Here is a 21,989-nt window from a genome sequence, read left to right as displayed (position 1 = left end):
ACCCATGAGCACTGTGCAAGAGATCAACCTCAAGGCGTATTTCAACAAGGGCGGCGAAGAGCATGAGTTCGACGGCAAGCGCGTGGTGCTGGCGGTCAGCGTCGGCCAGGAGTACCACGAGGACCAGAAACTGCGTTCCACCATCCACCTGATCAACCAGTCCGGCTTCAGCCATGTGAAGGTGGTAGTGGCCGACACCCTGCAGCGCCACAACAAGCACGGCAAGTCGCCGGGCGAGGCGCTGTCGGCATCGATCCGCGATGGCGATGCCTGGCTGGCCCGTAACCAGGGCATTCTCGACGGCTTGCGGGTGCCGTATCACGTCACCCGCTGGAACCAGGAACTGGCCAGTGACCGCTATGCCGAACTGCGCCAGCAACTGGACGAGGTCTACCGGACCCGCGAGGAACTGCGCGCGGCCATCGACGAGACCATCAGCGTGTTCACCGAGCGATTGCGCCTGCGTGACGAACACGCCGACCTTGAAAAGGCCGCGGCCCAGTGCCGCGAATACATTCTCGAAGAGATCCCGATCATCCTGCCGCTGTGGGCGGATGAGGGTTATCACTATGTGCTTTACCCGCAGCAGATGACGGCGGCGATGGCGACCAGCCGCGACCTGCTGATCGCCCCCCACAGCCCGGACCGGGTGCGCTGGTTGCCGCTGAAATTCAAGAAGCGCGGTATTCCGATTCCGTTCACCTTGCCGGGGATCGTGCATCCGAACTGGTCCAGTAGCGCGATTGCCATTTGAGTCCTGGTGTGGGGACCGTGCGGGCCTCTTCGCGGGCAAGCCCGGCTCCTACAGGTTGGCGTCGCACATGAGGTTTGCGTACGCACTGGCCTGCAGGAGCCGGGCTTGCCCGCGAAGGCATCGACAAGGTCTCCCGATATTCAACTGAAAAAAGGAGTTTCCCCATGGGCGTTTTTGCGCAACAGCAACGCAAATGGTGGGCATTGCTCGGCGTGAGCATTGCCAGTTTTCTCGGCTGCGTCGATTTCACCATCGTCAACACCGCGCTGCCGGCCCTGCAGGCCGATCTCCAGGCATCGGTGGACAGCCTGCAATGGGTGATCAACGGATTCATCCTGGCGCTGTCGAGTTTCATGGTGCTGGTGGGCCGGCTGGCCGACCTGCACGGGCGCAAGCGGGTGCTGTTCATCGGCTTGAGCGTATTCGGGCTGGCCTCCCTGGGGGCCGGGCTGGCCAGTGACATCGATCTGCTGATCGCCGCGCGGATCCTCCAGGGCGCCGCCTGTGCGGTGCTCTACACCGCCTCGGGGGCGATCGTCGCCAATACTTTCGACAGTACCGAGCAGGGCAAGGCCTTCGGCATTCTGTTCGGGGTCAACGGGGTGGGACTGGCGGTGGGACCGGTGCTCGGCGGGCTGATCACCAGCGCCTTCGGTTGGCAGTGGATCTTCCTGATCAACGTGCCCTTCGTCCTGCTGAGCCTGGGCATCAGCGGTTTCAGCGTCAGCGAATCGCGTTCGCAGGAGGAGGGCGCCCGGCTCGACTGGTTCGGCGCGGCACTGCTGCTGATCGGCCTGCCGAGCCTGGTCCTGGTGATCGTCCAGGGCGCGGCCTGGGGCTGGAGTTCGCCCCTGACCCTGGGGCTGATCGCCCTGGCGGTGCTGGCGCTGGCGGCCTTCGTCGCGGTGGAGAAACGCGTGGCGGCACCGATCATCGACCTGCAGTTGTTCGCCAACCGGCGCTTCGTCGCCGGGGTGGTCGCCAGTTTCAGCCTGGCGGTGTTCTACTGCGTGGCCTTTTTCGTCATGCCGCTGTACCTGGCGCTGGTCCGTGGTGAAAGCGTGCAGGCCAGCGGTCTGTTGCTGTTGCCGACGACGCTGGGCGTGGCGGTGCTGTCGCCAGTGGTGGGGCGGCTGGTGGACAGGAAAGGCCCGGCGTTGCTGATCAAGGCCGGGCTGTCGCTGTTCCTGCTCTCGGCGTTGCTGCAGGCCGGGTTCGACCGGCAGACGTCGCTGGCCTACCTGTTGGCCGCATTCGTGGTCATGGGCCTGGGGTGGGCCAGCATTCTCGGCCCGTCGACGGTTCTGGGCATTTCCTCGGTGCCGCAGAACGTCTCGTCGGTGGCCATGGGTTCGCTGATGACCCTGCACAATATCGGCGGCGGCCTCGGGCTGGCGCTCGGGGTAGGCATCTATCACGCTTTTTCCGGGCAGCCGCTGGATGACGTGCAAGGCGCCTTTATCCAGGGCTACCGTGCGGTGATGCTGTTCCTCGCACTGGTGGTACTGGCCGGTTGGGCGCTGGTCAGCGGCCTGTTGCGGGTGCCGGCGGCGCAGGCGCTGGCCGAGGGTTCCAGCCGTGGCTAGACGAGCCGGGCAGATTCGCCTTGGCGGGTTTCTGTCGGGCTCCGGTGCCCATGGCGCCAGCTGGCGGCATCCCGAGGCGGATGCCGATGCCTCGCTGAACGTGCAGCGCTATGTCGACTATGCCCAGGCCCTGGAGCGTGGGCGCTTCGATGCGCTGTTCCTCAACGACAACGTGGCGGTCGGCAGCCTCGATCCGCAGGTCCTGGCCCGCAGCTCCCACAGCCTGCGCTGGGACCCGCTGACCCTGTTGCCGGCGCTGGCGATGACCACCCGGCATATCGGCCTGGTCGCCACGGCCAACACCAGCTACAACGCGCCCTACAACCTGGCGCGGACCTTCGCCTCGCTGGATCACCTGTCTGGCGGCCGGGCCGGCTGGAACCTGGTGACCGCGCTGATCGGCGGCGAGAACTTCAATCGTGACGAACACCTGGAGCACGCCGAGCGTTACCAGCGGGCACAGGAGTTCTTCGATGTGGTCAGCGGGCTGTGGGACAGTTGGGCCGACGATGCCTTCGTGCGGGACAAGGCTTCGGGGATCTGGCTCGATGTAACGAAAATGCGGGTGCTGGAGCATCAGGGCCGGCACTTCCAGGTGCACGGGCCGCTGAATGCACCACGGCCGTTGCAGGGCTGGCCGGTGATTGCCCAGGCCGGCTCATCCGAGGCCGGCCGCGAGCTGGCGGCGCGGACGGCGGAGCTGGTGTTCACTGCCCAGCAGACGCTGGAGCAAGGGCAGGCGTTCTGCACCGATCTGAGGAATCGTCTGGCGCGTTACGGACGTGATGAGGCGGCGTTGAAGATTTTCCCCGGCATTGCGCCGACGATCGGGCGTACCCTCAGTGAGGCCGAGGAGAAGTACCAGGCCCTGCAGGAACTGCTCGATCCGCAGGCGCAGCTCAAGGGGCTGTCCTATCTGCTCGATCTGGGCCTCGATCTTTCGGCATTGCCGTTGGATGCCCCGGTGCCGTTGCCGGAGCAGTTGCCGTCGACCGAGCGGCACAAGAGCCGCCAGCAGTTGGTCATCGAGTTGATCCGCCGCGAGCGGCCGACCGTGGCGCAACTGCTGCGCAGCCTGTCGGCCAGTGGGCACAAGGTGCTGGTGGGAACGCCGGCGCAGATCGTCGACGAACTGGCCGCCTGGTACGAGGCCGAAGCCGCCGATGGCTTCAATGTGCTGTTCACCCATCTGCCGGGGGCCATCGACGATTTTGTCGAGCTAGTGGTGCCGCAGTTGCAGCGGGTGGGATTGTTCCGCCGTGAATACGAGGGCCGCAGCCTGAGGGAAAACCTTGGATTGCGGCGGGTGGCGAACCGGTACTTCTGAGGTTCACTGCAGTTTCTGGTGGGGCCGGCACAAGCCCTGACTTCAAGCCTCGGGCGTGACCAGCAACTCCGGGCAGCCCAGCGGATGGCTCTTGGCGTCGAAGAAACGCAAGACCACGTTGTGACCGACGAACAGCTTCGCGTAGTGGCGTTTCTGGTGCTGGATGAACGCCTTGCTGCGCGGGTAGATCGAGATCGCCAGGGTCTGGATGCCGGCGTCTTGCACGGCCTGGACGATGTGCCGGTCCTGTTCGCCCAGGCTGTGGCCGAAGATGCACAGGGCGCCCTGGTGCTGGCACAGCTGGCCGTAGCAATACGACAGGTAGTCGGAGTTGCGGATCGCCTTGAGCTTGTCCTCGGCATTGCCTTCGCTGACGAACAGCGGCACGTCGCCCAGGGCGTTGACCGCGAAGCTGCCCAGCAGGGTGCTCTCCGAGGACAGCAGCTTGCGTGTGCTGCCATCGATGTTCTTCACCAGGTGCAGGCCGCCGTGCAGGTAGAGGATGCGCGTGCCCTGGGTGTCGGTGTTGCCCAGGTCGAACGTCGACTCGTCGTTCTGGAACAGGTCCTTGAACGGCTGCGGTGCCTGCATGATCGCCCAGTAGTTGAGCAGGTCGTAGTTGGTGGAGTAGAGCGTGCGGTAGTTGCCCAGTTCGGCGTTGATCCGCGCCAGGCTATCGGGGCGCACCAGCTTCCAGGGAATGTGCACGCCGCGCACGGCATGGATCAGCGCTTCCTTGATCGCGAAGTAGCGATTGCGCGGCGAGGACGAACTGATGGACAGGGCGGCGTTGACCTTGATGGTGCTCTTCAGCGCGCTGAGCACCCGCTCGAAACTGCTGGTCTCCAGGGTCTTGAACACCGCCAGTTCGCTCAGCCCCAGCGGGCGGTTCCTGGTGCGCTGGGCGTTCTCGAACAGCGAGTCATAGGAAAAGCCCGGCCACACCGCCAGGCTCGCGCCGTTGCCGATCAACAGCCCGGTGAAGGGCAGGTCGGCACGCACGGCGTCCCAGTCTTCAAGTTCGGCATCAAATTCCTGGAATTCCATAATCGCTATTCGTCGTCTCAAGGGCAGAAGGTGGACAGGCGGCGACTTTATCACGACCTGACATTGAGCCAGATCAACAACCCTGACGGGCAAGCGGTCGATGCTGTGCTCATCGCGGGGCAGGCAGCCCCGGTCAACGCCAAGAGGATTTGCCATGAGCAGCACATTTTTCATTCCGGCCGTGAACATCATGGGCATCGATTGCCTGGACGAGGCGATGGACGCCATCCGCAACCATGGCTTTCGCAAGGCGTTGATCGTGACCGATGCCGGGCTGGCGAAGGCCGGTGTGGCGGCGCGGATCGCCGAGGCGCTGGCGCTGCGCGATATCGACTCGCTGGTCTTCGACGGGGCCAAGCCCAACCCGAGCATCGCCAACGTGGAGCAGGGCCTGGCCGCGCTCAAGGACGGCAAGTGCGATTTCGTGGTGTCGCTGGGCGGTGGTTCGCCCCATGACTGCGCCAAGGGTATTGCCCTGTGCGCCACCAATGGCGGGCATATCCGTGACTATGAGGGGGTCGATCGCTCGGCCAAGCCGCAGTTGCCGCTGGTGGCGATCAATACCACGGCCGGTACGGCCAGTGAGATGACCCGTTTCTGCATCATTACCGACGAGTCGCGGCATGTGAAGATGGCGATTGTCGATCGCAATGTCACCCCACTGCTGTCGGTCAACGATCCGGCGTTGATGGTCGCCATGCCCAAGGGGCTGACGGCGGCGACCGGGATGGATGCGCTGACCCATGCGGTCGAGGCCTACGTGTCGACGGCGGCGACGCCGATCACCGATGCCTGTGCGATCAAGGCCATCGAGCTGATCAGCGCCAACCTGCGCCTGGCGGTGCGTGACGGTGCCGACCTGAAGGCCCGGGAAAACATGGCCTACGCGCAATTCCTCGCGGGCATGGCGTTCAATAACGCGTCCCTGGGGTATGTGCATGCCATGGCGCACCAGTTGGGCGGTTTCTATGACTTGCCCCATGGCGTGTGCAACGCGGTGCTGTTGCCCCATGTGCAGGCCTTCAATGCCTCGGTCTGTCCGCAGCGGCTGAGCGATGTGGCGAGGGCGCTGGGTGCCGACGTCGCCGGCCTGAGTCCCGAGGAGGGCGCCCAGGCGGCCATTACGGCGATCCGTTCGTTGGCCGGGGACGTGGAAATCCCGGCCGGCCTGCGCGAGCTGGGGGCCAAGCTGCCGGATATTCCGGTGCTGGCGGCCAATGCGCTCAAGGATGCCTGTGGCCTGACCAATCCGCGTTCGGCGGACCAGCGGCAGATCGAGGAGATCTTCCGTAATGCGTTCTAGCCGATAGCACCTCTTCGCGGGCAGCCCGCTCTCACAAGGGAACCGTGCGTTCCATTGTGGGAGCGGGTTCGCCCGCGAAAGCGTTTCAAAGCCGTGCACTGGCCGCCGTGCCAGCGACGATGCCCGGGCCGAGCTGAACCGTCAGCACACCGGCGATCAGCAGCAGGGCGCCGACCAGGCGTACGCCGTCGACAGGACGCGCCGCCAGTCCGAACAGGCCGAAATGGTCCAGGATCAGCGAGGCGATGACCTGCCCGGCCAGCGCCAGGGCCACGAAGCCGCCGGCTCCCAGCCGCGGCACCAGCAGCACCGCCAGGGCCACGAAGCCTACGCCGAACACACCGCCGAGCCAGACCCAGGCCGGTGCCTTGCCGGCGAAGGTCAGGTTTGGCAAGGGCAGGCGCAGGGCGAGCATCACCGGCAGCAGCACCGCCAGGCTGACCAGCAGCGAGGCCAGGGTCGCCCACAACGGATGGCCGAGGCCGCGCCCCAGATTGGCGTTGATCGCACTCTGAAAGGGCACGACCGCGCCGGCGATCGCGGCCAGGGCCAGCAGTCCCATTCCACTCAAGGTATTCATGTTCGTTCTCCAACAGGCATCGCCCGAATTGGGCGGTTATTGTCGAGAGAGCATGCTAGGGTATTCGTTTTGAAAATTTAAATTCAAAGAAAGTATCCTGAGCATGCACGAGATGAATGATCTTCGTCGTATCGATCTCAACCTGCTGGTGATTCTCGATGCGCTGCTCACCGAGCAGCATGTCACCCGGGCTGCCCAGCGCCTGCACTTGAGCCAGCCGGCGGTCAGCCATGCCCTGGCTCGCCTGCGCGACCTGCTCGGCGACCCGCTGCTGGTGCGGGTCGGTGGCACGCTGGTGCCGACGGCACGGGCCTTGGCGTTGGCCCAGCCGCTGCGCGATACCCTGGAACGGGTGCAGGACCTGCTGGCGCCGCCGGGATTCGATCCGGCCTCGGCCCGCCGTACCTTTCGCCTGGCCATGTCGGATTACGGTGCGGCGATGCTCTTGCCGGGGCTGGTGCCGGTGCTGCGTAGCCAGGCGCCGGGCATCGACCTGCAGATCACCCAGGCCAGTCGCGAAGGCATGCTGGAGTTGCTGCTCAATGGCGATATCGATGCGGCGGCGGGAGTCTTTCCCGACCTGTCGCCGCAACTGCGCAGCGTCCATCTGTTTCGCGAGCGCTATGCCTGCCTGGTGGACCGGGAGAGTGTGGCGGGGGAGGAGGGGCTGGGGCTTCAGGCGTATCTGGCACGGCCCCATGTGTTGCTGGAAATGCGTGGCAGCGGCACCGCGGAAATCGAACGGGCGCTGAGTGCGATCCACCAGCGGCGCCGGGTGGCGATCAGCCTGCCGCACTGGAGCGTGGCGCCGGGACTGATCGCCGGGACGGACCTGATCCTGACCGTGGCCTCGCGCAACCTGCGGGAGATCGATCAACAGCGGCTGGTGGTTTTGCCGCCGCCGTTCGAGATTCCGGCGTTCGATTTCATCTTTGTCTGGCATCAGCGTCGGGAAGGGGACCCGGCGCTGAAGTGGCTGCGGGAGCAGATGCAGGCGGTTGTGCAGGTGTCCGGCTGAGGTTCTTGCGGGCAAAAAAAACGGCCCGGATCAACCGGGCCGTTTTCGCATCTGCCACTGCACCTGTAGCGAAAGCGCTTACTGCACTTCCACCGCCAGGCTGTCGCTGATCTTCTTCTGCCAGATCGCCGGGCCGGTGATGTGCACCGACTCGCCCTTGGCATCGACGGCGACGGTCACCGGCATGTCCTTGACCTCGAACTCGTAGATCGCTTCCATGCCCAGTTCGGCAAAGGCGACGACCTTGGACTTCTTGATCGCCTGGGCCACCAGGTAGGCGGCGCCACCCACGGCCATCAGGTAGACGGCCTTGTGCTCCTTGATCGCCTCGATGGCGGTCGGGCCACGCTCGGACTTGCCGATCATGCCCAGCAGGCCGGTCTGCTCGAGGATCTGCCGGGTGAACTTGTCCATGCGGGTGGCGGTGGTCGGACCGGCTGGGCCGACGACTTCCTCGCGCACCGGATCAACCGGGCCGACGTAGTAGATGAAGCGGCCCTTGAGGTCCACCGGCAGGGTTTCGCCCTTGTTGAGCATTTCGACCATGCGCTTGTGCGCGGCGTCGCGACCGGTGAGCATCTTGCCGTTGAGCAGCACGGTTTCGCCCGGTTTCCAGCTTTGCACTTCTTCCGGCGTCAGGGTGTCGAGGTTGACGCGACGAGCCGACGGGCCGGCTTCCCAGACGATTTCCGGGTAGGCGTCCAGCGGAGGCGCTTCCAGGGCGGCCGGGCCGGAACCGTCGAGCACGAAGTGCGCGTGACGGGTGGCGGCACAGTTGGGGATCATGCACACCGGCAGGGAGGCGGCGTGGGTCGGGTAGTCCATGATCTTCACGTCGAGCACGGTGGTCAGGCCGCCCAGGCCCTGGGCGCCGATGCCCAGCTGGTTGACCTTCTCGAACAGTTCCAGGCGCAGTTCCTCGATGCGGTTCTGCGGGCCGCGGGCCTTGAGTTCGTGGATGTCGATGGATTCCATCAACACTTCCTTGGCCATCACCGCGGCCTTCTCGGCGGTACCGCCGATGCCGATGCCGAGCATGCCCGGTGGGCACCAGCCGGCGCCCATGGTCGGAACGGTCTTGAGCACCCAGTCGACGATCGAGTCGGACGGGTTGAGCATGGCCATCTTCGACTTGTTCTCGGAGCCGCCGCCCTTGGCCGCCACGTCCACTTCCACGGTGTTGCCCGGGACGATGGAGTAGTGGATGACCGCGGGGGTGTTGTCCTTGGTGTTCTTGCGGCTGCCGGCCGGGTCGGCCAGGATCGAGGCGCGCAGGACGTTTTCCGGCAGGTTGTAAGCGCGACGCACGCCTTCGTTGATCATGTCGTCCAGGCTCATGGTGGCGCCATCCCAGCGCACGTCCATGCCGACGCGGACGAACACGGTGACGATACCGGTGTCCTGGCAGATCGGCCGGTGGCCGGTGGCGCACATGCGCGAGTTGATCAGGATCTGCGCCATGGAGTCACGGGCGGCTGGCGACTCTTCCCGCAGGTAGGCCTCATGCATGGCCTGGATGAAGTCCACGGGATGGTAGTAGGAAATGAACTGAAGGGCGTCAGCAACGCTCTGTATCAGGTCGTCTTGCTTGATCACGGTCATGGGTCGCGCTCCTCTATGAAGACGGGAACATTTAAGTAAGGTGTTTGCGACCTTTTTGCATCTGGTCTGTCGAAAACATCTTTTGCGGCGGGCCGGGCACGCGGGGCCGGCACAAAAACGGCGCGGCAGTATAACCCGGCCAGCAGCCGGACACATCCGTCAGTGGTCAAACCATGGTCGGGTGGGGGATCGGCACTGTTCTTGCGTCCAGGTACAGCAAGAACTGTACAAGTTATGAAAATTGAATGGTTATTTTTGATCCGGATCACTAGAGTGGCAAGTGGCCTGTACGGGAAGGATGTCCCATGAGCCCTCAGCGCACGGTGAGTCATAGATTGACCCATAAAGCCATACAGAGTCTTCTACGCAAACGTTTCGCCCTGGCTGCCGCTACCTACGGGCTGGCATTGCTATTGGTCTGGGCGGCGATTTTTGCCGGTTACTACCGGGCCAGCGTGACCCAGGGCCTGGTCACCACCGGCCTGGTGGTCGCCAGCCAGGGTGTGCTCGGCTGGCTGTTCTTCAGCGGCCGCAACCTGCGTTTTCGCGATCCCAGCCTGACCGAGTTCCAGGTATTGCTGGGGCTGGCCTGGCAAACCTGGATGATGGCCAACCTCGAGCAGGCCCGGGGCACTTTCCTGGTGTTCTACCCGCTGATCCTGCTGTTCGGGCTGTTTCATCTGCCGCGTCGCAAATTCGTGCGTTGCGCGGTGCTGGTGTTTTTCAGCTTTGCCGCGCTCAACCTCTGGGAGGGCTACCAGTTCCGCCTGCCCGACCCTGGGCTGGCGGCCTTGCAGGTCGGTGTGCTGTTCGTGGTGCTGGCCTGGTTGTGCCTGTATGCGAGCTACGTGCAGGCCTCGCGCCTGCGCATGCGCCAGCGTCGGTTCGCCCTGCAGGCTCACCAGGACACCTTGCGCGGCATGATGCGCCAGCTGGAAGACCTGGTGGCCACCGACGAACTGACCGGCCTGTACAACCGACGGCATTTCCTGCGCCTGGCGTCCCGTGAGCTGGAGTTGATGGAGCCGGGCACGGTGCATGGCCTGGCGCTGATCGATCTCGATCATTTCAAGCGCATCAATGATGTGCACGGGCATGCGGCCGGCGACCAGGTGTTGCAGGCCTTTGCCGGGGTGGCCGGGGCCTGCGTGCGCGAGGGTGATGTGCTGGCGCGCTACGGTGGCGAAGAATTCGTGCTGCTGCTGCCCAATGCCGATCCCGACCGCCTGACGGCCTGTTGCGAGCGCCTGCGCCTGGCCTTCACCCAGGTCGAACTGGTCGGACTGGCGGTCGGCAACCTGAGCCTGTCGGTGGGCATGACCCTGGTCAGTGAGGACGACGATCTCGACGATGCCCTGCAGAGCGCCGACCAGGCGCTCTATCGCGCCAAGCGGGATGGGCGCAATCGTTGTTGTGCCGCCTGGGAGTTCAGCGATGCCTGAGTTGCGGGTCGGTGAGCGGGCCTGGTCGGTGGCGGCGGGCAGCAATCTGCTCGATGCCCTGAACCAGGCCGGCGTCAGGGTTCCCTACAGCTGCCGTGCCGGGAGTTGCCATGCCTGCCTGGTGCACTGCCTGCAGGGCGAGCCGCAGGACCGTCAGCCCGATGCCCTGGGGGCCGAGCAGCGTGAACGTGGCTGGCGCCTGGCCTGTCAGTGCCAGGTGCATGAGGACTTGTGCCTGGAAGTGTTCGACCCGCTGCGCGACGGTGCCCTGGCCCATATTGCCGGGCTCGACTGGGTGAGCCCGACGGTATTGCGTCTGCGCGTCCTGCCGGAGCGGCCTTTGCGTTATCGCGCCGGCCAGCATCTGGTGTTGTGGACGGCGCAGGGGGTGGCACGTCCCTACTCGCTGGCGAGCCTGCCGCAGGAGGATCGCTGCCTGGAGTTCCACCTCGATTGCCGTCAGCCCGGCGAGTTCTGCGATGCGGCCCGGGGGTTCAGCCAGGGAGAGGCGATTCGTCTCGGCGAGTTGCGTGGTGGTGCCCTGCACTATGATCCCGACTGGCACGCCAGGCCGCTCTGGCTGCTGGCGGCCGGTACCGGCCTGGGGCCATTGTGGGGCGTACTGCGCGAGGCGTTGCGCCAGGGGCATGAGGGACCGATTCGTCTGGTACACCTGGCCCATGACAGCACTGAGCACTACCTGGCTGCCGAACTGACCGCGCTGGCGGCAAGCCACGCCCATCTCACGGTCGAATGCCTGAGTGCTGCCGAACTGCCGGAGTTTCTGGCCAAACTGCGGCTTGTCTCCCGACAGACCCTGGCTCTACTCTGTGGTGCCCCCAGCAGTGTCGAGGCCTTTGCCCGGCGTCTGTACCTGGCCGGATTGCCGCGCAACCAGCTGTTGGCGGATGTGTTCCTGCCACGTGGTTGAGTCCCTGTTGGGCGGAACCTGCTTTGCGCGAACGTGGAGCCCATGACAAGAGAGCCGAGATGACTGACGCGATTGTGATAGAGCGCGAAGGTGGCCTGCTGACCCTGCGCCTGAACCGTGCCGACAAGAAGAATGCCCTGACCCGCGCCATGTACGGTCAATTGGGCCAGGCCCTGCAACTGGCCGACGAGGACCCGGCGGTCAGGGCGGTGCTGATTCGTGGTAGCGACGAGTGCTTCACCAGTGGCAACGATATCGCCGACTTCCTCGAGGAGCCGCCCAGCGATCTCGACAGCCCGGTCTTCCATTTCATGCGCAACCTGCTCGATTGCCGCAAGCCGGTGGTCGCTGCCGTGGCAGGGCCCGCAGTGGGGATCGGCACGACCCTGCTGCTGCATTGCGATCTGGTCTATGTCAGCGCCGATGCCCGCTTGCGCATGCCCTTCGTCAATCTCGGGCTGTGCCCCGAGTTCGGTTCCAGCCTGCTGTTGCCACGCCTGGTCGGGCATGCCAAGGCTGCCGAGTTGCTGCTGCTGGGCGAAGGTTTCAGCGGGGAACAGGCGGCGGCCTGGGGGCTGGCGACGGCGGCCTTGCCGAGCGGGGCCGAGGCCTTGCTCAAGGCCAGGGAAGCCGCCTTGCGTTTCGAGCAGTTGGCGCCGTCGGCGGTGCAGGTCAGCAAGGCGTTGATGAAGTCACCGGATCGCGAGCAGTTGCGCCAGGTGGTGGAGGCCGAGGGCAAGCTGTTCGTCCAGCGCCTGCGTTCGCCTGAAGCGATTGCAGCGCTTTCGGGATTCCTGGCCAGGCGCTGAAGCCGGGTGCCGGCCTTGCCAGGTCAGTTCTGCCTGACGCCTGGGCTGCATGAGGCCCGATCAGGATCGGTAGTACAGGAGAAATAGCAAAAGCCTGCAGTGCGTCATTTTCCAGGCATTAAAAAGCCTCGCGGCAGAATGCGGCGAGGCTTTGGTGCAGCGAGAGGTCAATCAGACCAGCGGGTCGCCGACGTGCAGGATCTTCATGCCGTTGGTGCCACCGATGGTGTGGTAGCTGTCGCCCTTGGTCAGGATCACCCAGTCGCCCTGTTCGACCACGCCACGCTTGAGCAACTCGTCGACCGCCGCCTGGCTGACCTGCTCGGGCGGCAGCGATGCCGGATCGAACGGTACAGTGTAGACACCCCGGAACAACGCCGCGCGCGCCTGGGTTTCACGGTGCGGGGAGAACGCGTAGATCGGTACGGAGGAACGGATCCGCGACATGATCAACGGCGTGTAGCCGCTTTCGGTCAGGGCGATGATCGCCTTGACGCCCGGGAAGTGGTTGGCCGTGTACATGGCCGCCAGGGCGATGCTCTGGTCGCAGCGTTCGAAGACCTTGCCGATACGGTGGCTGGAAGTCTTGCTGGTCGGGTGCTTTTCCGCACCGGCACAGATACGCGCCATGGCCTGTACCGCTTCGAGCGGATAGGCACCGGCGGCACTCTCGGCCGACAGCATGACGGCGTCGGTGTAGTCCAGCACGGCGTTGGCAACGTCGGACACTTCGGCGCGGGTCGGCATCGGGTTCTGGATCATCGACTCCATCATCTGGGTCGCGACGATCACCGCCTTGTTGTGGCGGCGTGCGTGCAGGATGATCTTCTTCTGGATGCCCACCAGCTCGGCGTCGCCGATTTCCACGCCGAGGTCGCCACGAGCAACCATGACCGCGTCGCTGGCCTGGATCAGACCGTCGAGGGTCTCGTCGTCGGCCACGGCTTCGGCACGCTCGATCTTCGCCACCAGCCAGGCGGTACCGCCGGCTTCGTCGCGCAGCTTGCGTGCGTATTCCATGTCGGCGGCGTCACGGGGGAAGGACACCGCGAGGTAATCCACTTCCATTTCGGCAGCCAGCTTGATGTCGGCCTTGTCCTTGTCGGTCAGGGCCGGAGCGGTCAGGCCACCGCCACGACGGTTGATACCCTTGTGGTCCGACAGCGGGCCACCGACGGTGACGATGCAACGCAGTTCGGTGTCGGTGGCGGTATCGACGCGCATGACCACGCGACCGTCGTCGAGCAGCAGTTCGTCACCTACGCCGCAGTCCTTGACCAGGTCCGGGTAGTCGATGCCGACGACCTGCTGGTTGCCTTCGGTCAGCGGATGGCTGGTGGAGAAGGTGAATTGATCACCGATCTTGAGCTCGATACGCTTGTTGGCGAATTTGGCGATACGGATCTTGGGACCCTGCAGGTCACCCAGGAGCGCGACGAAGCGCCCGTGCTTGGCGGCGAGATCGCGGACCAGCTTGGCGCGAGCCTTGTGCTCGTCGGGGGTGCCGTGGGAAAAGTTCAGGCGGGCGACGTCCAGGCCAGCCAGGATCAGCTGTTCCAGAACTTCCGGCGAGTTGCTGGCCGGGCCCAGTGTGGCGACGATTTTTGTACGACGAACGGACATGCAGAGACTCCTGAGTTCAAGCGCAACAAGAGGCTACTATGGTCCCGTGCTGTAGTCATTGTTCATTTGCACTACTTTTCAGCGAAGAAGTTTTTTTCGGATATGTTGTTTGGCGAACATGCTGAAGATTTTCGCCAACGGGTCGATACACTGCCAAGAACAGGAGATACCCATGCGCATTTTGCTCGTTTTAGTCTTGGCAGCCAGTGTCGTCGGTTGCACCCGCTGGTCGATGAACAGCCACCTGAACAATGCCTATCGGTCCTACGATCGTGGCAACTGTGAAGACGTGATGCTGCAGTTGTCCCAGGTGGATCGCGAAAGCCGTACCCGGCCTTATGTGCAGCCGGAAGTCTCGATGTTGCGCGGCCAGTGCCTGGAACGCCAGAAACTGTTCGTCGATGCGGTGCAGACCTATCGTTTCATCATTACCCAGTACCCGTACAGCGAGTATGCCTACCGCGCCCAGGCCCGCCTGGAGACGTTGCGCCAGCTGGGGCATACTGACGCGGCCGTGCCCGCCCAGCCGCGGCCGGCACCGTTGTGATGACAAATGAAATATGAACTGGCTCTCTGCCAGCTTTCAGCTAAAGTTCGGGTGTATGGTTTCAGTTTTATCAATTCGTTTGAGTTGAAAACCATGGCTCGGTAGAGGTTTGCAACGCAGCCTAGGGCTGTCGTCGCGCCGAGGCCAAGGGAGAGCGGGGCGGCCAGTCCTGCTCCGAAGCACTAGCGCGGCCATGCTGAATGGTCTTGTATAGCGATTATCAACATGCCTACCGAGCGTCGAATCGAGCGGCACCAATTGCCGTACTTCCTCAGGGTGTTCAACCGTTTCACCGACAGGCCCATTGGCTATCTGGGCAATGTTTCCGACAAGGGGCTGATGTTGATCAGCCAGTTGCCATTGCTGGTGAATGCGGACTTCGAACTGCAATTGAAACTTCCCGGTCCCGACGACACTGTTCAGCTCATTGACCTGAACGCCCGATGCCTGTGGTCTCATGAAGAGGCGACGCCATGCTATTACGACTCCGGTTTCGTTCTGCACGAGCCGCCCGAGGCGTATCACAAGCTGGTGGAGGCGTTGCAGCACTACTTCAGCTTCTATCCGTTGGAGGCCTCGGCCTAGTGGCCTCGATGCCCAGGCCCGGCCTCAGAGGGTGCCGGCCTTTTTCCAGCTCAGATAGCGGCTGACCAGTTCGGCACCGAGCTCGCCCGGGCGGGCATCGAGCACCGGTACGCCGTGGGCGTTCAGTCGCTCATGCAGGTGGGCGCGGGCATTGAGGTAATCGACCGTGCCGCAGTAGGCGAGGGCCTCGTCCAGCGTCTGCACCGGGCTCTGGCATAGCTGGTCGAGGATTTCCTCGCGCAGGCTGGCCACCAGCACGCGATGCTGGCGACCCAGACGCTTGACAGCCGTCAGCAACTCCTCGTCGTCCTCATCACGCAGGTTGGTGATCAGCACCACCAGGGCCCGGCGTTTCTGTCGGGCCAGGACCTGACTCACCGCCGCCTGGTAATCCGCCGGGCGCTGGCTGCTGTCCAGGTCGTAGACGGCATTGAGCAGCAGGTTGAGCTGGCCCTGGCCCTTGACCGGCGCGAGGAAGCGCGGCTGGTCGCCGGCAAAGGTGCTCAGGCCGACCGCATCGCCCTGGCGCAAGGCGACATGGCTGAGCAGCAGGCAGGCATTGAGCGCGTGGTCGAAATGCGCCAGTTCGCCATCCTGGCTGCGCATCCGGCGGCCGCAATCGAGCATGAAGATGATCTGCTGATCGCGCTCATCCTGATATTCGCGGGCAATCGGCGTGCGTTGCCGGGCGGTGGCCTTCCAGTCGATCTGGCGCAGGCTGTCACCCTCGCGGAATTCGCGCAACTGATTGAATTCCAGGCCCAGGCCGCGGCGCTGGCGTTGGCGCACCCCGAGCTGGCTGAGCCAGTTGTCCACCGCCAGCAGGCGTGCGCCGTAGAGGCGGGCGAAATCCGGGTAGACCCGGGTGGCGTCATCGAGCGCCAGATAACGCCGCCCGGACCAGAGTCCCAGCGGGCTCGGTAGCTCGATTTCGCAGCGTTCGAAGGTGAAATGCCCACGGCGTACGGGGCGCACGCGGTAGCCCAGCTCGCCCCTTTCCCCCGGCCGCAGGACGATGGACTGCGGCAGGTGTTCGAAGCCCAGGCCTTCGGGGACGTGGTCGAAGACCTGCAGCCGCAGTGCCTGCGGATAATCGTGCTGCAGCTCGATGCGGATCTCGCCCCAGCGACCCAGCGCCAGGCTGCCGGGTACCTGCCGTAACAGGCGTGGTGACGGCAGGCGCCACAGCCGCGCGGCATCGAGCGAAGCCAGCAGCAACAGCGCCAGCAGCAGTCCCCAGCCAATCGAGTCGAGACTTTCCGGCAGTTCGAGGGCGAGGGCCTTGAGCGAGCCGAGCAGGATGCCGAGCCCGAGCAGCACGCCCAGCCAGGTCAGCAGCAGTCGTGACGGTTTCATCGCGGGTGCCTGCTCACAGGCGTGGTGCCGGGACCTGGTCGAGCAGTTGCCGCAGCACCTGTTCGACCGACAGGCCTTCTATGTCCAGTTCCGCAGCGATACGCACCCGGTGGCGCAAGACGGCCAGGGCACAGCCCTTCACATCGTCCGGGATCACGAACTCGCCACCGCGCAACAGGGCGCGGGCACGGGCGCCGCGCACCAGGGCGATCGAGGCGCGGGGGCCGGCGCCAAGGGTCAGGCCGGGCCAGCTGCGGGTGGCGCGGGCCAGGCGCACGGCATAGTCGAGGACCTGCCCGTCCAGCGGCAGGTCGCTGGCAATACGTTGCACGACCAGCACGTCCTTGGCCTGCAGCACGGTGCGCAGCGGCTGCACGTCGAGCATGTCGGCCCTGGTCGAGCGGGCGACCTGGCGGACCATCTCCAGTTCCTGCTCGGCATCGGGGTAGTCCATGCGCAGCTTGAGCATGAAACGGTCCAGTTCGGCCTCGGGCAACGGGTAGGTGCCTTCCTGTTCGATCGGGTTCTGCGTCGCCAGCACCATGAACGGCTGGGCGATGGGCAGTGCGCGTCCCTCCAGGGTGACCTGGCGCTCCTGCATGGCTTCGAGCAGCGCCGCCTGGGTTTTCGCCGGGGCCCGGTTGATCTCGTCCGCCAGCAGCAGGTTGGTGAACAGCGGCCCCTTGCGCAGCTTGAACTGTTCGGTCTGCAGGTCGTAGACCGCGTGGCCGGTGACGTCACTGGGCATCAGGTCCGGGGTGAACTGGATGCGCGCGAACTCGCCGCCGAAACAGCGGGCCAGTGCGCGCACCAGCAGGGTCTTGCCGAGTCCGGGAACGCCTTCGAGCAGGACGTGGCCACCTGCGATCAGCGCGGTGAGCACATCGTCGATCACCGCGTCCTGGCCGATCAGGGCCTTGCGCAGCTCATGGCGCACGGCCTGGACCAGTTGGCTGGCGCGGTGGCGCTGCTGCTGGGCATGGGCTTCGGCTTCGGCGTCGACCGGGGTCGACGGTTCCGTTGGATGTTCGCTCATAGGGCATTCCTGAGAGTTTGCAGGTGGGCGACCTGGCGGCTGAAGTCGGCGCTGGACAGCCGCTGTTTCGGCCGCGGGCGCAAGGCCTGGCTGATGGCGCTGGTGGGTTGGCGGGTCAGGCGGGCGAGCACCTGCCACTGGTCGGCGACGGCCAGTCGTTCGAAACCGGGGTGGCGCCTGCGGGCACGGCGCAGGATGTCCTGTTGCAGGATCCGCAGCAACGCCTGCTGGCCACTGCGGCGCAACAGGAAGTCGGCGCTGGCCCGCAGGTGTTCCTGCAATTGTCGACGAGCTTTCGGTGCCGGCGCCTGCAAGGGGCCATGACGCAGGCCGACATGCCACAGCCACAACGCAATCAGCGCGGCGAGGGCCGTCAGCGCCTGGGGGAAGTAGCGCAGCAGCAGGCTGAAGAGACTGTCGTGGGCGGTGTTGAACAGCAGGGTGACGGCACTGTCCTGAGCCAGGTACCAGAGCAGCCAGGCGTTGTCGTAGCGGCCGATGGCGGCGTTGGTCCAGAGGTCGGCGTCGGTCAGTACGGTGACCGAGCCCAGGCCGTAATTCATCTGCATCAGATGGGTGGAGGTGGCGCTGTTGGCCCAGGATTGCACCAGGTTCTTCGGATCGGACAGATGGAAGGCGGTGTCGAAGCTGAAGTAGGCGGGGGCTTCTTCATCCTCAAGGTACATGCGGGTCAGTTTCGGGTAGTACGGGTCTTCGGGTTCCGGTCCGTCGCCCTTGAGGTCCCGGCTCAGGGTCTGGCGCAGTTGCACACGGTCCAGCAGCAGGTCACCGCTGCGTCCCAGTTTCGGGTCCCACAGCGCTTGGGCGACGAACAGCAGGCGCCCGCCGGCCCGTGCCCAGTTGAGCAACTGGTCGGCCTGGCGTGGGGTCATGTCCGAGCGATCGCCCAGCAGCATCAGGGTGTGGTGGCGCGGCTCGAGGTCCGGCAGGATGCGCAGATCGTTGGCATGGCTGACCGCGAGACCCCGCTCGCGCAGAAAGCTTTCCGCGGCGAGATAGGGATAGGCGCGGGCCTCGGGCGAGGGGCCATGGTCGATGACCACCTCATGGGGTTCCACCCGGTGATAGAAGTACAGGCCCAGGCCCAGCAGCAGGCCGCCGATCAGTCCGGTGCCGAGCAACCAGGAGCGGCGATTCATGGGCGCACCTGCGGGCCGAACAGCGCGCGCCAGCCGTTGCACAACTGCTGTTGCAGGTGAGGCGGCGGCAGGTGGTGGCCGTAGGCGAGATTCTGCCAGTGGTCGGTGAGTTGCTGGCTGAAGGCCTGGAGTGCCGGTTGCTGCAGTTGCGCGACCCGTGCCAGGACCTGGCCCTCGGTGTCGGCGCTTTTCAGCGGCAGTTGGAAATCATGCAGCAGGCGGCTCAGCAGGCCGCGATAGAGCAGGCTCATGGCCTCGCGTGGCTGGCTGGGCCAGAGGGCTTCGGCGCTGGCGGCGATGTCCTCGGGCAGGCTGTCGACGCCCAGTTCGAGACCGAACAACTGCGCCGGGGCATCGCCCCGGGGTTTGGCCGGTGGCTTCGGGCGGCGGCTGACGAAGGTCTGCAGCCAGTCGCGGTAACGCCAGAGCAGCCAGGCGGTCAGGCCGAATACCGTGCCCCAGAGCAGCACCGACAGGCCATCGGCGAGTCGGCCGAAAGTGTGGCTGTCGAGCAGGCCAAGCAGGCTCTGCAGCCAGCCGGAAGCCGCCTTGGGGTGTGGTTCTTCGGGAGGTTGCGCCCATCGCCAGCGGGTGATGGTTTCCCGGTTCCTGAAGGGGGGCGCGTCCAGCAACCGGGTGATCGAGTCATGGGCCTGCTGACTGCTCAGCGGTTGTTGCAGCAGGCGCGGACTGTTCGGTGCTGGCGGTTCGGCGGCCAGGCTCGGGCTCGGACTGCCGATCAGCAGCAGGCCGCCGATCATCAGGCTGGCAATGGCCGGTGCCAGTCGCTGGCGCAGTTGGCGGAAGATCAGCTCGATGTCCCAGGCCTCCAGCACGGTGCGCCGGTTCAGGTAGAGGCTGAAGCCGCAGGCGACGTAGACCGGCTCCCAGGCAATCAGCACCAGTGCGTAGAACAGATTGGTCAGGTGCTCCAGCCACCACCAGTCGAATTGGGCGGCGAACACCACTTTCTGCCAGTCCCAGTCGAGTTCGACCTGGCGCGGCAGCAAGAGATAGAAGAGTGCCATGCAGCCGATCCACAGCACCGTTTCCAGATGCACGCCGATCAGCGTCAGCCAGTGGGCGCCACGGCTCGCCTGGGGCAGCAGGACGCGCAGGCGTTGCTGGCGGGCCTCGCCGCCGAGCCCTTCGAGCTGCTGCACGGGCAGGGTGAAGCTGCGGCTCATGCTCAGGCGGCGCCAGGTCAGGCTCGCCAGCAGTTGCGGCTTGAGCAGTCGGGGCCAGGCCTGCAGCGCCTGTTTCAAAGTCGGGGTGTCGCCGAACAGCGCCCTGGACAGGATGTGCAGCGGCAAGCGTTCGAAGGCCGGCTTGAGCCACCAGAACAGTAGTAGGGCAATCGACGGGTGTTCCCAGAACAGCAGGCTGAGCAGGGCGAAGACCGGCAGGGTGACGATCGCCCAACTGATCATCAGCAGGCCACGGTGTTGCCGTGCGAGCAGGATGCCCAGGTCCATGGCCTCCCAGGTGCTGCGCGGGCGGATCGCGACGCTGGCGTCAGTCAGGCGCATGGCGGTTCCGTCCGGCGCAGAGCAGATAGCCGCCGACCAGCAGCCACAGGCCGCCGCCCACCAGGTACTTCACCGTGTTCGTCGGCCGGGTCAGGGAGGACCAGTAGGCTTCGATGAAGGCCGCGATCAGCAGGAACAGGATGACCCCGGCAACCAGGCGGATACTGCTTTTCGCCGCCAGGCGCAGGGCTTCGCCGCGGGGCAGGCGGCCTGGCGCCAGCAGCGACCAGCCCAGTTGCAGCCCGGCAGCGCCGGCCAGGGCGATGGCGGTCAGCTCGAAGGCACCATGGCCGATGACGAAGGACCAGAAGGTCTGACCGAAACCGATCTGGGTCAGGTGGCCGGCCACTGCGCCGATCGTCAGGCCATTGAACAGCAGGAAGAACAGGCTGCCGAGGCCGAACAGCAGGCCGCCGGCGAAGGTCTGGAAGGCAATGCCGATGTTGTTCATGATGTAGTAGCCGAACATCGCCCAGTCCTCGCTGGAGGCCCGGGCGGCGGTGCGACCCAGTCGGCTGGCGTCGGGATCGTACATGCTCTGCATGTCGGCGACCTGCTGCGGGCTGACGACGCTGTAGACCAGGTCCGGGAACAGGTAGACCAGGACGCCGGTCAGCAGCAGGCTGCCGAAGAACAGCAGGCAGGCCGCCAGGACGAACGGCCATTGCTGGCGCACCAGTCGAGGAAAATCGGCAAGGACGAAGCCCAGCAACTGGCCGCCCAGGCGGCTGCGATGCCGGTAGAGTTGCTGGTGCCCGCGCAGGGCCAGTTGCTGCAGCGGGTCGACCAGGTGACTGCTGTAGCCGCGTTCCCGGGCCAGGGCCAGTTGATGGCACAGCCGCCGATAGGCTGCGGGAAACGCCGTGCTCGCATCGGCCTTGGCCTTGGCCTTGCCGCGCTCGAGTTGCTCGAGCAGTTCGCCGAAACGTTGCCACTCCGGCTGGTGGCGGCTTTCGAACAGACCCTGTTTCATGTCGGCCCCAACAGGCCGCAGGCAATGCCGTTCAGCTCGCTCACCGCCAGCGACGGTGGCACCCGCAGTACCGGTGCCAGCAGGCTGGCCAGTTCCTCGACCCGCTCGGCGGACAGTTCGCCCTGGCGCTCGGCAAAGCTCAGCAGGGCCCGCTGCTCGTGCAGGCGCAGGGCGAATGCCGCGGTACGTGGCATGGCATCAGGCAGGCTGGGGCGTTTCAACGCCTGTTCGCGGTAGATCACCAGGGTGCCGCCGGCCAGGTCACCGAGGCGCTTGAACGCCGGATGCTGCAGGCAACTGAGTGCGCCCAGGCAGTAGCCGAACGGCAGCATGTCGACGAAGCGCAGCAGGTTGCGGGTCAGCGAGGCGGACCAGCCGATCGGCGTACCGTCGTCGTGCACCACCCTCAACCCCATCAGCTGCTTGCCGGGCGAACGGCCCTGGTTGAGCACTTCGAACAGCACCATGTACCACCAACTGACCAGGAACAGCAGGATCGAGCCGAGTCCGGCGCCCAGCTTGTCCAGCAGCGCCAGGACCGACAGCAGCACCCCGAGGATCACGCCACGTACGCCCAGGTCGATGGCGAAGGCGACCGCCCGCACCGGCAGGCCGGCCGGGCGCAGGGGCAGGTCGATACCCTCCGGGGTTTCGACCTGGTGACGGGTGTCCAGTGGCGTTGGCAGCAGTGCATTCCTTGTCAGGCGTGAAGTCTGGCACATGATCGGCATGTGGGCCGATCCTAGCCAGCGCTGGCGGGCTGCGCAACTGAACTCTTGCT

At 65.2% G+C, this 21,989-nt stretch carries 20 protein-coding genes; 10 read left to right on the top strand and 10 right to left on the bottom strand.

Annotation, left to right across the window (positions count from 1 at the left end; genetic code table 11):
* The first annotated feature begins 4 nt into the window (after window positions 1-4).
* The 3 genes from ACM62G_RS04490 to ACM62G_RS04480 all read left to right on the top strand — a co-directional run bounded on the left by ACM62G_RS04490 (window position 5) and on the right by ACM62G_RS04480 (window position 3,667).
* Entirely contained in the window at window positions 5-754 is a 750-nt protein-coding gene (locus ACM62G_RS04490; RefSeq protein WP_419736752.1) for a tRNA-dependent cyclodipeptide synthase, read from the top strand.
* 164 nt (window positions 755-918) lie between these two features.
* Complete coding sequence (locus tag ACM62G_RS04485) at window positions 919-2,340, top strand: MFS transporter (RefSeq protein ID WP_419736751.1); 1,422 nt, start codon at window positions 919-921, stop codon at window positions 2,338-2,340.
* Window positions 2,333-3,667: an LLM class flavin-dependent oxidoreductase gene (locus tag ACM62G_RS04480; RefSeq protein WP_419736750.1), complete on the top strand. Its 1,335-nt coding sequence runs from the start codon at window positions 2,333-2,335 to the stop codon at window positions 3,665-3,667. Before ACM62G_RS04485 ends, ACM62G_RS04480 begins: the two co-directional genes overlap by 8 nt.
* 42 nt (window positions 3,668-3,709) lie before the next feature.
* On the opposite strand, the gene ACM62G_RS04475 is transcribed toward ACM62G_RS04480, so the two are convergent.
* Window positions 3,710-4,714 (bottom strand): DUF4917 family protein, encoded by a 1,005-nt coding sequence (locus ACM62G_RS04475; RefSeq protein WP_419736749.1) that lies wholly within the window; start codon window positions 4,712-4,714, stop codon window positions 3,710-3,712.
* Window positions 4,715-4,868: 154 nt separating this feature from the next.
* On the opposite strand from ACM62G_RS04475, the gene yiaY reads away from it, so the two are divergent.
* Window positions 4,869-6,017 (top strand): L-threonine dehydrogenase, encoded by a 1,149-nt coding sequence (gene yiaY, locus ACM62G_RS04470; protein WP_054063985.1) that lies wholly within the window; start codon window positions 4,869-4,871, stop codon window positions 6,015-6,017.
* A gap of 85 nt (window positions 6,018-6,102) precedes the next feature.
* On the opposite strand, the gene ACM62G_RS04465 is transcribed toward yiaY, so the two are convergent.
* Complete coding sequence (locus ACM62G_RS04465) at window positions 6,103-6,597, bottom strand: DMT family transporter (protein WP_419736748.1); 495 nt, start codon at window positions 6,595-6,597, stop codon at window positions 6,103-6,105.
* 103 nt (window positions 6,598-6,700) lie between these two features.
* Between ACM62G_RS04465 and ACM62G_RS04460 the strand changes: the two genes are divergently transcribed.
* A complete protein-coding gene (locus ACM62G_RS04460; protein ID WP_419736747.1) occupies window positions 6,701-7,615 on the top strand; it encodes a LysR substrate-binding domain-containing protein in 915 nt (304 codons plus the stop codon).
* A gap of 78 nt (window positions 7,616-7,693) precedes the next feature.
* Here the strand turns inward: ACM62G_RS04460 and ACM62G_RS04455 are convergent, their stop codons facing one another.
* Window positions 7,694-9,217, bottom strand: a complete 1,524-nt coding sequence (locus ACM62G_RS04455) for a fumarate hydratase (protein ID WP_054057263.1) — start codon at window positions 9,215-9,217, stop codon at window positions 7,694-7,696.
* Between the two features lie 335 nt (window positions 9,218-9,552).
* Here ACM62G_RS04455 and ACM62G_RS04450 point away from each other — a divergent pair, with 335 nt between their 5' ends.
* From ACM62G_RS04450 to ACM62G_RS04440, 3 genes are read left to right on the top strand one after another with little or no spacing between them, the layout of a single operon-like run.
* The gene (locus tag ACM62G_RS04450; protein ID WP_054057264.1) at window positions 9,553-10,659 is read left to right on the top strand and encodes a sensor domain-containing diguanylate cyclase; all 1,107 of its coding nucleotides are present in this window, start codon (window positions 9,553-9,555) and stop codon (window positions 10,657-10,659) included.
* Window positions 10,652-11,590 carry an iron-sulfur-binding ferredoxin reductase gene (locus ACM62G_RS04445; protein WP_419736746.1) on the top strand — a complete coding sequence of 313 codons (939 nt, stop codon included), beginning with the start codon at window positions 10,652-10,654 and terminating at the stop codon, window positions 11,588-11,590. The genes ACM62G_RS04450 and ACM62G_RS04445 overlap by 8 nt, the downstream gene beginning before the upstream one ends.
* Before the next feature lie 59 nt (window positions 11,591-11,649).
* On the top strand, window positions 11,650-12,399 hold the full coding sequence (locus ACM62G_RS04440; RefSeq protein ID WP_054057266.1) for an enoyl-CoA hydratase-related protein: 750 nt from the start codon (window positions 11,650-11,652) through the stop codon (window positions 12,397-12,399).
* Between the two features lie 171 nt (window positions 12,400-12,570).
* On the opposite strand, the gene pyk is transcribed toward ACM62G_RS04440, so the two are convergent.
* A complete protein-coding gene (pyk, locus tag ACM62G_RS04435) occupies window positions 12,571-14,022 on the bottom strand; it encodes a pyruvate kinase (protein ID WP_054057267.1) in 1,452 nt (483 codons plus the stop codon).
* Window positions 14,023-14,194: 172 nt separating this feature from the next.
* Here pyk and ACM62G_RS04430 point away from each other — a divergent pair, with 172 nt between their 5' ends.
* Together ACM62G_RS04430 and ACM62G_RS04425 are read left to right on the top strand one after the other, a co-directional pair.
* Window positions 14,195-14,569, top strand: coding sequence for a tetratricopeptide repeat protein (locus ACM62G_RS04430; protein ID WP_054057268.1), 375 nt, complete (start codon window positions 14,195-14,197; stop codon window positions 14,567-14,569).
* A gap of 225 nt (window positions 14,570-14,794) precedes the next feature.
* Window positions 14,795-15,154, top strand: coding sequence for a PilZ domain-containing protein (locus ACM62G_RS04425; protein ID WP_273819260.1), 360 nt, complete (start codon window positions 14,795-14,797; stop codon window positions 15,152-15,154).
* A 24-nt stretch (window positions 15,155-15,178) separates the two neighbouring features.
* Here ACM62G_RS04425 and ACM62G_RS04420 read toward each other — a convergent pair whose 3' ends face one another.
* From ACM62G_RS04420 to ACM62G_RS04395, 6 genes are read right to left on the bottom strand one after another with little or no spacing between them, the layout of a single operon-like run.
* Window positions 15,179-16,510 (bottom strand): DUF58 domain-containing protein, encoded by a 1,332-nt coding sequence (locus ACM62G_RS04420; RefSeq protein WP_419736745.1) that lies wholly within the window; start codon window positions 16,508-16,510, stop codon window positions 15,179-15,181.
* A 13-nt stretch (window positions 16,511-16,523) separates the two neighbouring features.
* The gene (locus ACM62G_RS04415; RefSeq protein ID WP_419736744.1) at window positions 16,524-17,546 is read right to left on the bottom strand and encodes an AAA family ATPase; all 1,023 of its coding nucleotides are present in this window, start codon (window positions 17,544-17,546) and stop codon (window positions 16,524-16,526) included.
* Entirely contained in the window at window positions 17,543-18,706 is a 1,164-nt protein-coding gene (locus ACM62G_RS04410; RefSeq protein WP_419736743.1) for a DUF4350 domain-containing protein, read from the bottom strand. The genes ACM62G_RS04415 and ACM62G_RS04410 overlap by 4 nt, the downstream gene beginning before the upstream one ends.
* On the bottom strand, window positions 18,703-20,235 hold the full coding sequence (locus ACM62G_RS04405) for a DUF4129 domain-containing protein (protein ID WP_419736742.1): 1,533 nt from the start codon (window positions 20,233-20,235) through the stop codon (window positions 18,703-18,705). The genes ACM62G_RS04410 and ACM62G_RS04405 overlap by 4 nt, the downstream gene beginning before the upstream one ends.
* Window positions 20,222-21,208 (bottom strand): stage II sporulation protein M, encoded by a 987-nt coding sequence (locus ACM62G_RS04400; RefSeq protein WP_419736741.1) that lies wholly within the window; start codon window positions 21,206-21,208, stop codon window positions 20,222-20,224. The genes ACM62G_RS04405 and ACM62G_RS04400 overlap by 14 nt, the downstream gene beginning before the upstream one ends.
* Complete coding sequence (locus ACM62G_RS04395) at window positions 21,205-21,930, bottom strand: RDD family protein (RefSeq protein ID WP_419737485.1); 726 nt, start codon at window positions 21,928-21,930, stop codon at window positions 21,205-21,207. Before ACM62G_RS04395 ends, ACM62G_RS04400 begins: the two co-directional genes overlap by 4 nt.
* Window positions 21,931-21,989: the final 59 nt, after the last annotated feature.

This window comes from Pseudomonas sp. COR18, assembly GCF_048568395.1.
Lineage (GTDB): Bacteria > Pseudomonadota > Gammaproteobacteria > Pseudomonadales > Pseudomonadaceae > Aquipseudomonas > Aquipseudomonas fuscovaginae_B.
This window is presented reverse-complemented; position numbering and strand designations above follow the sequence as displayed.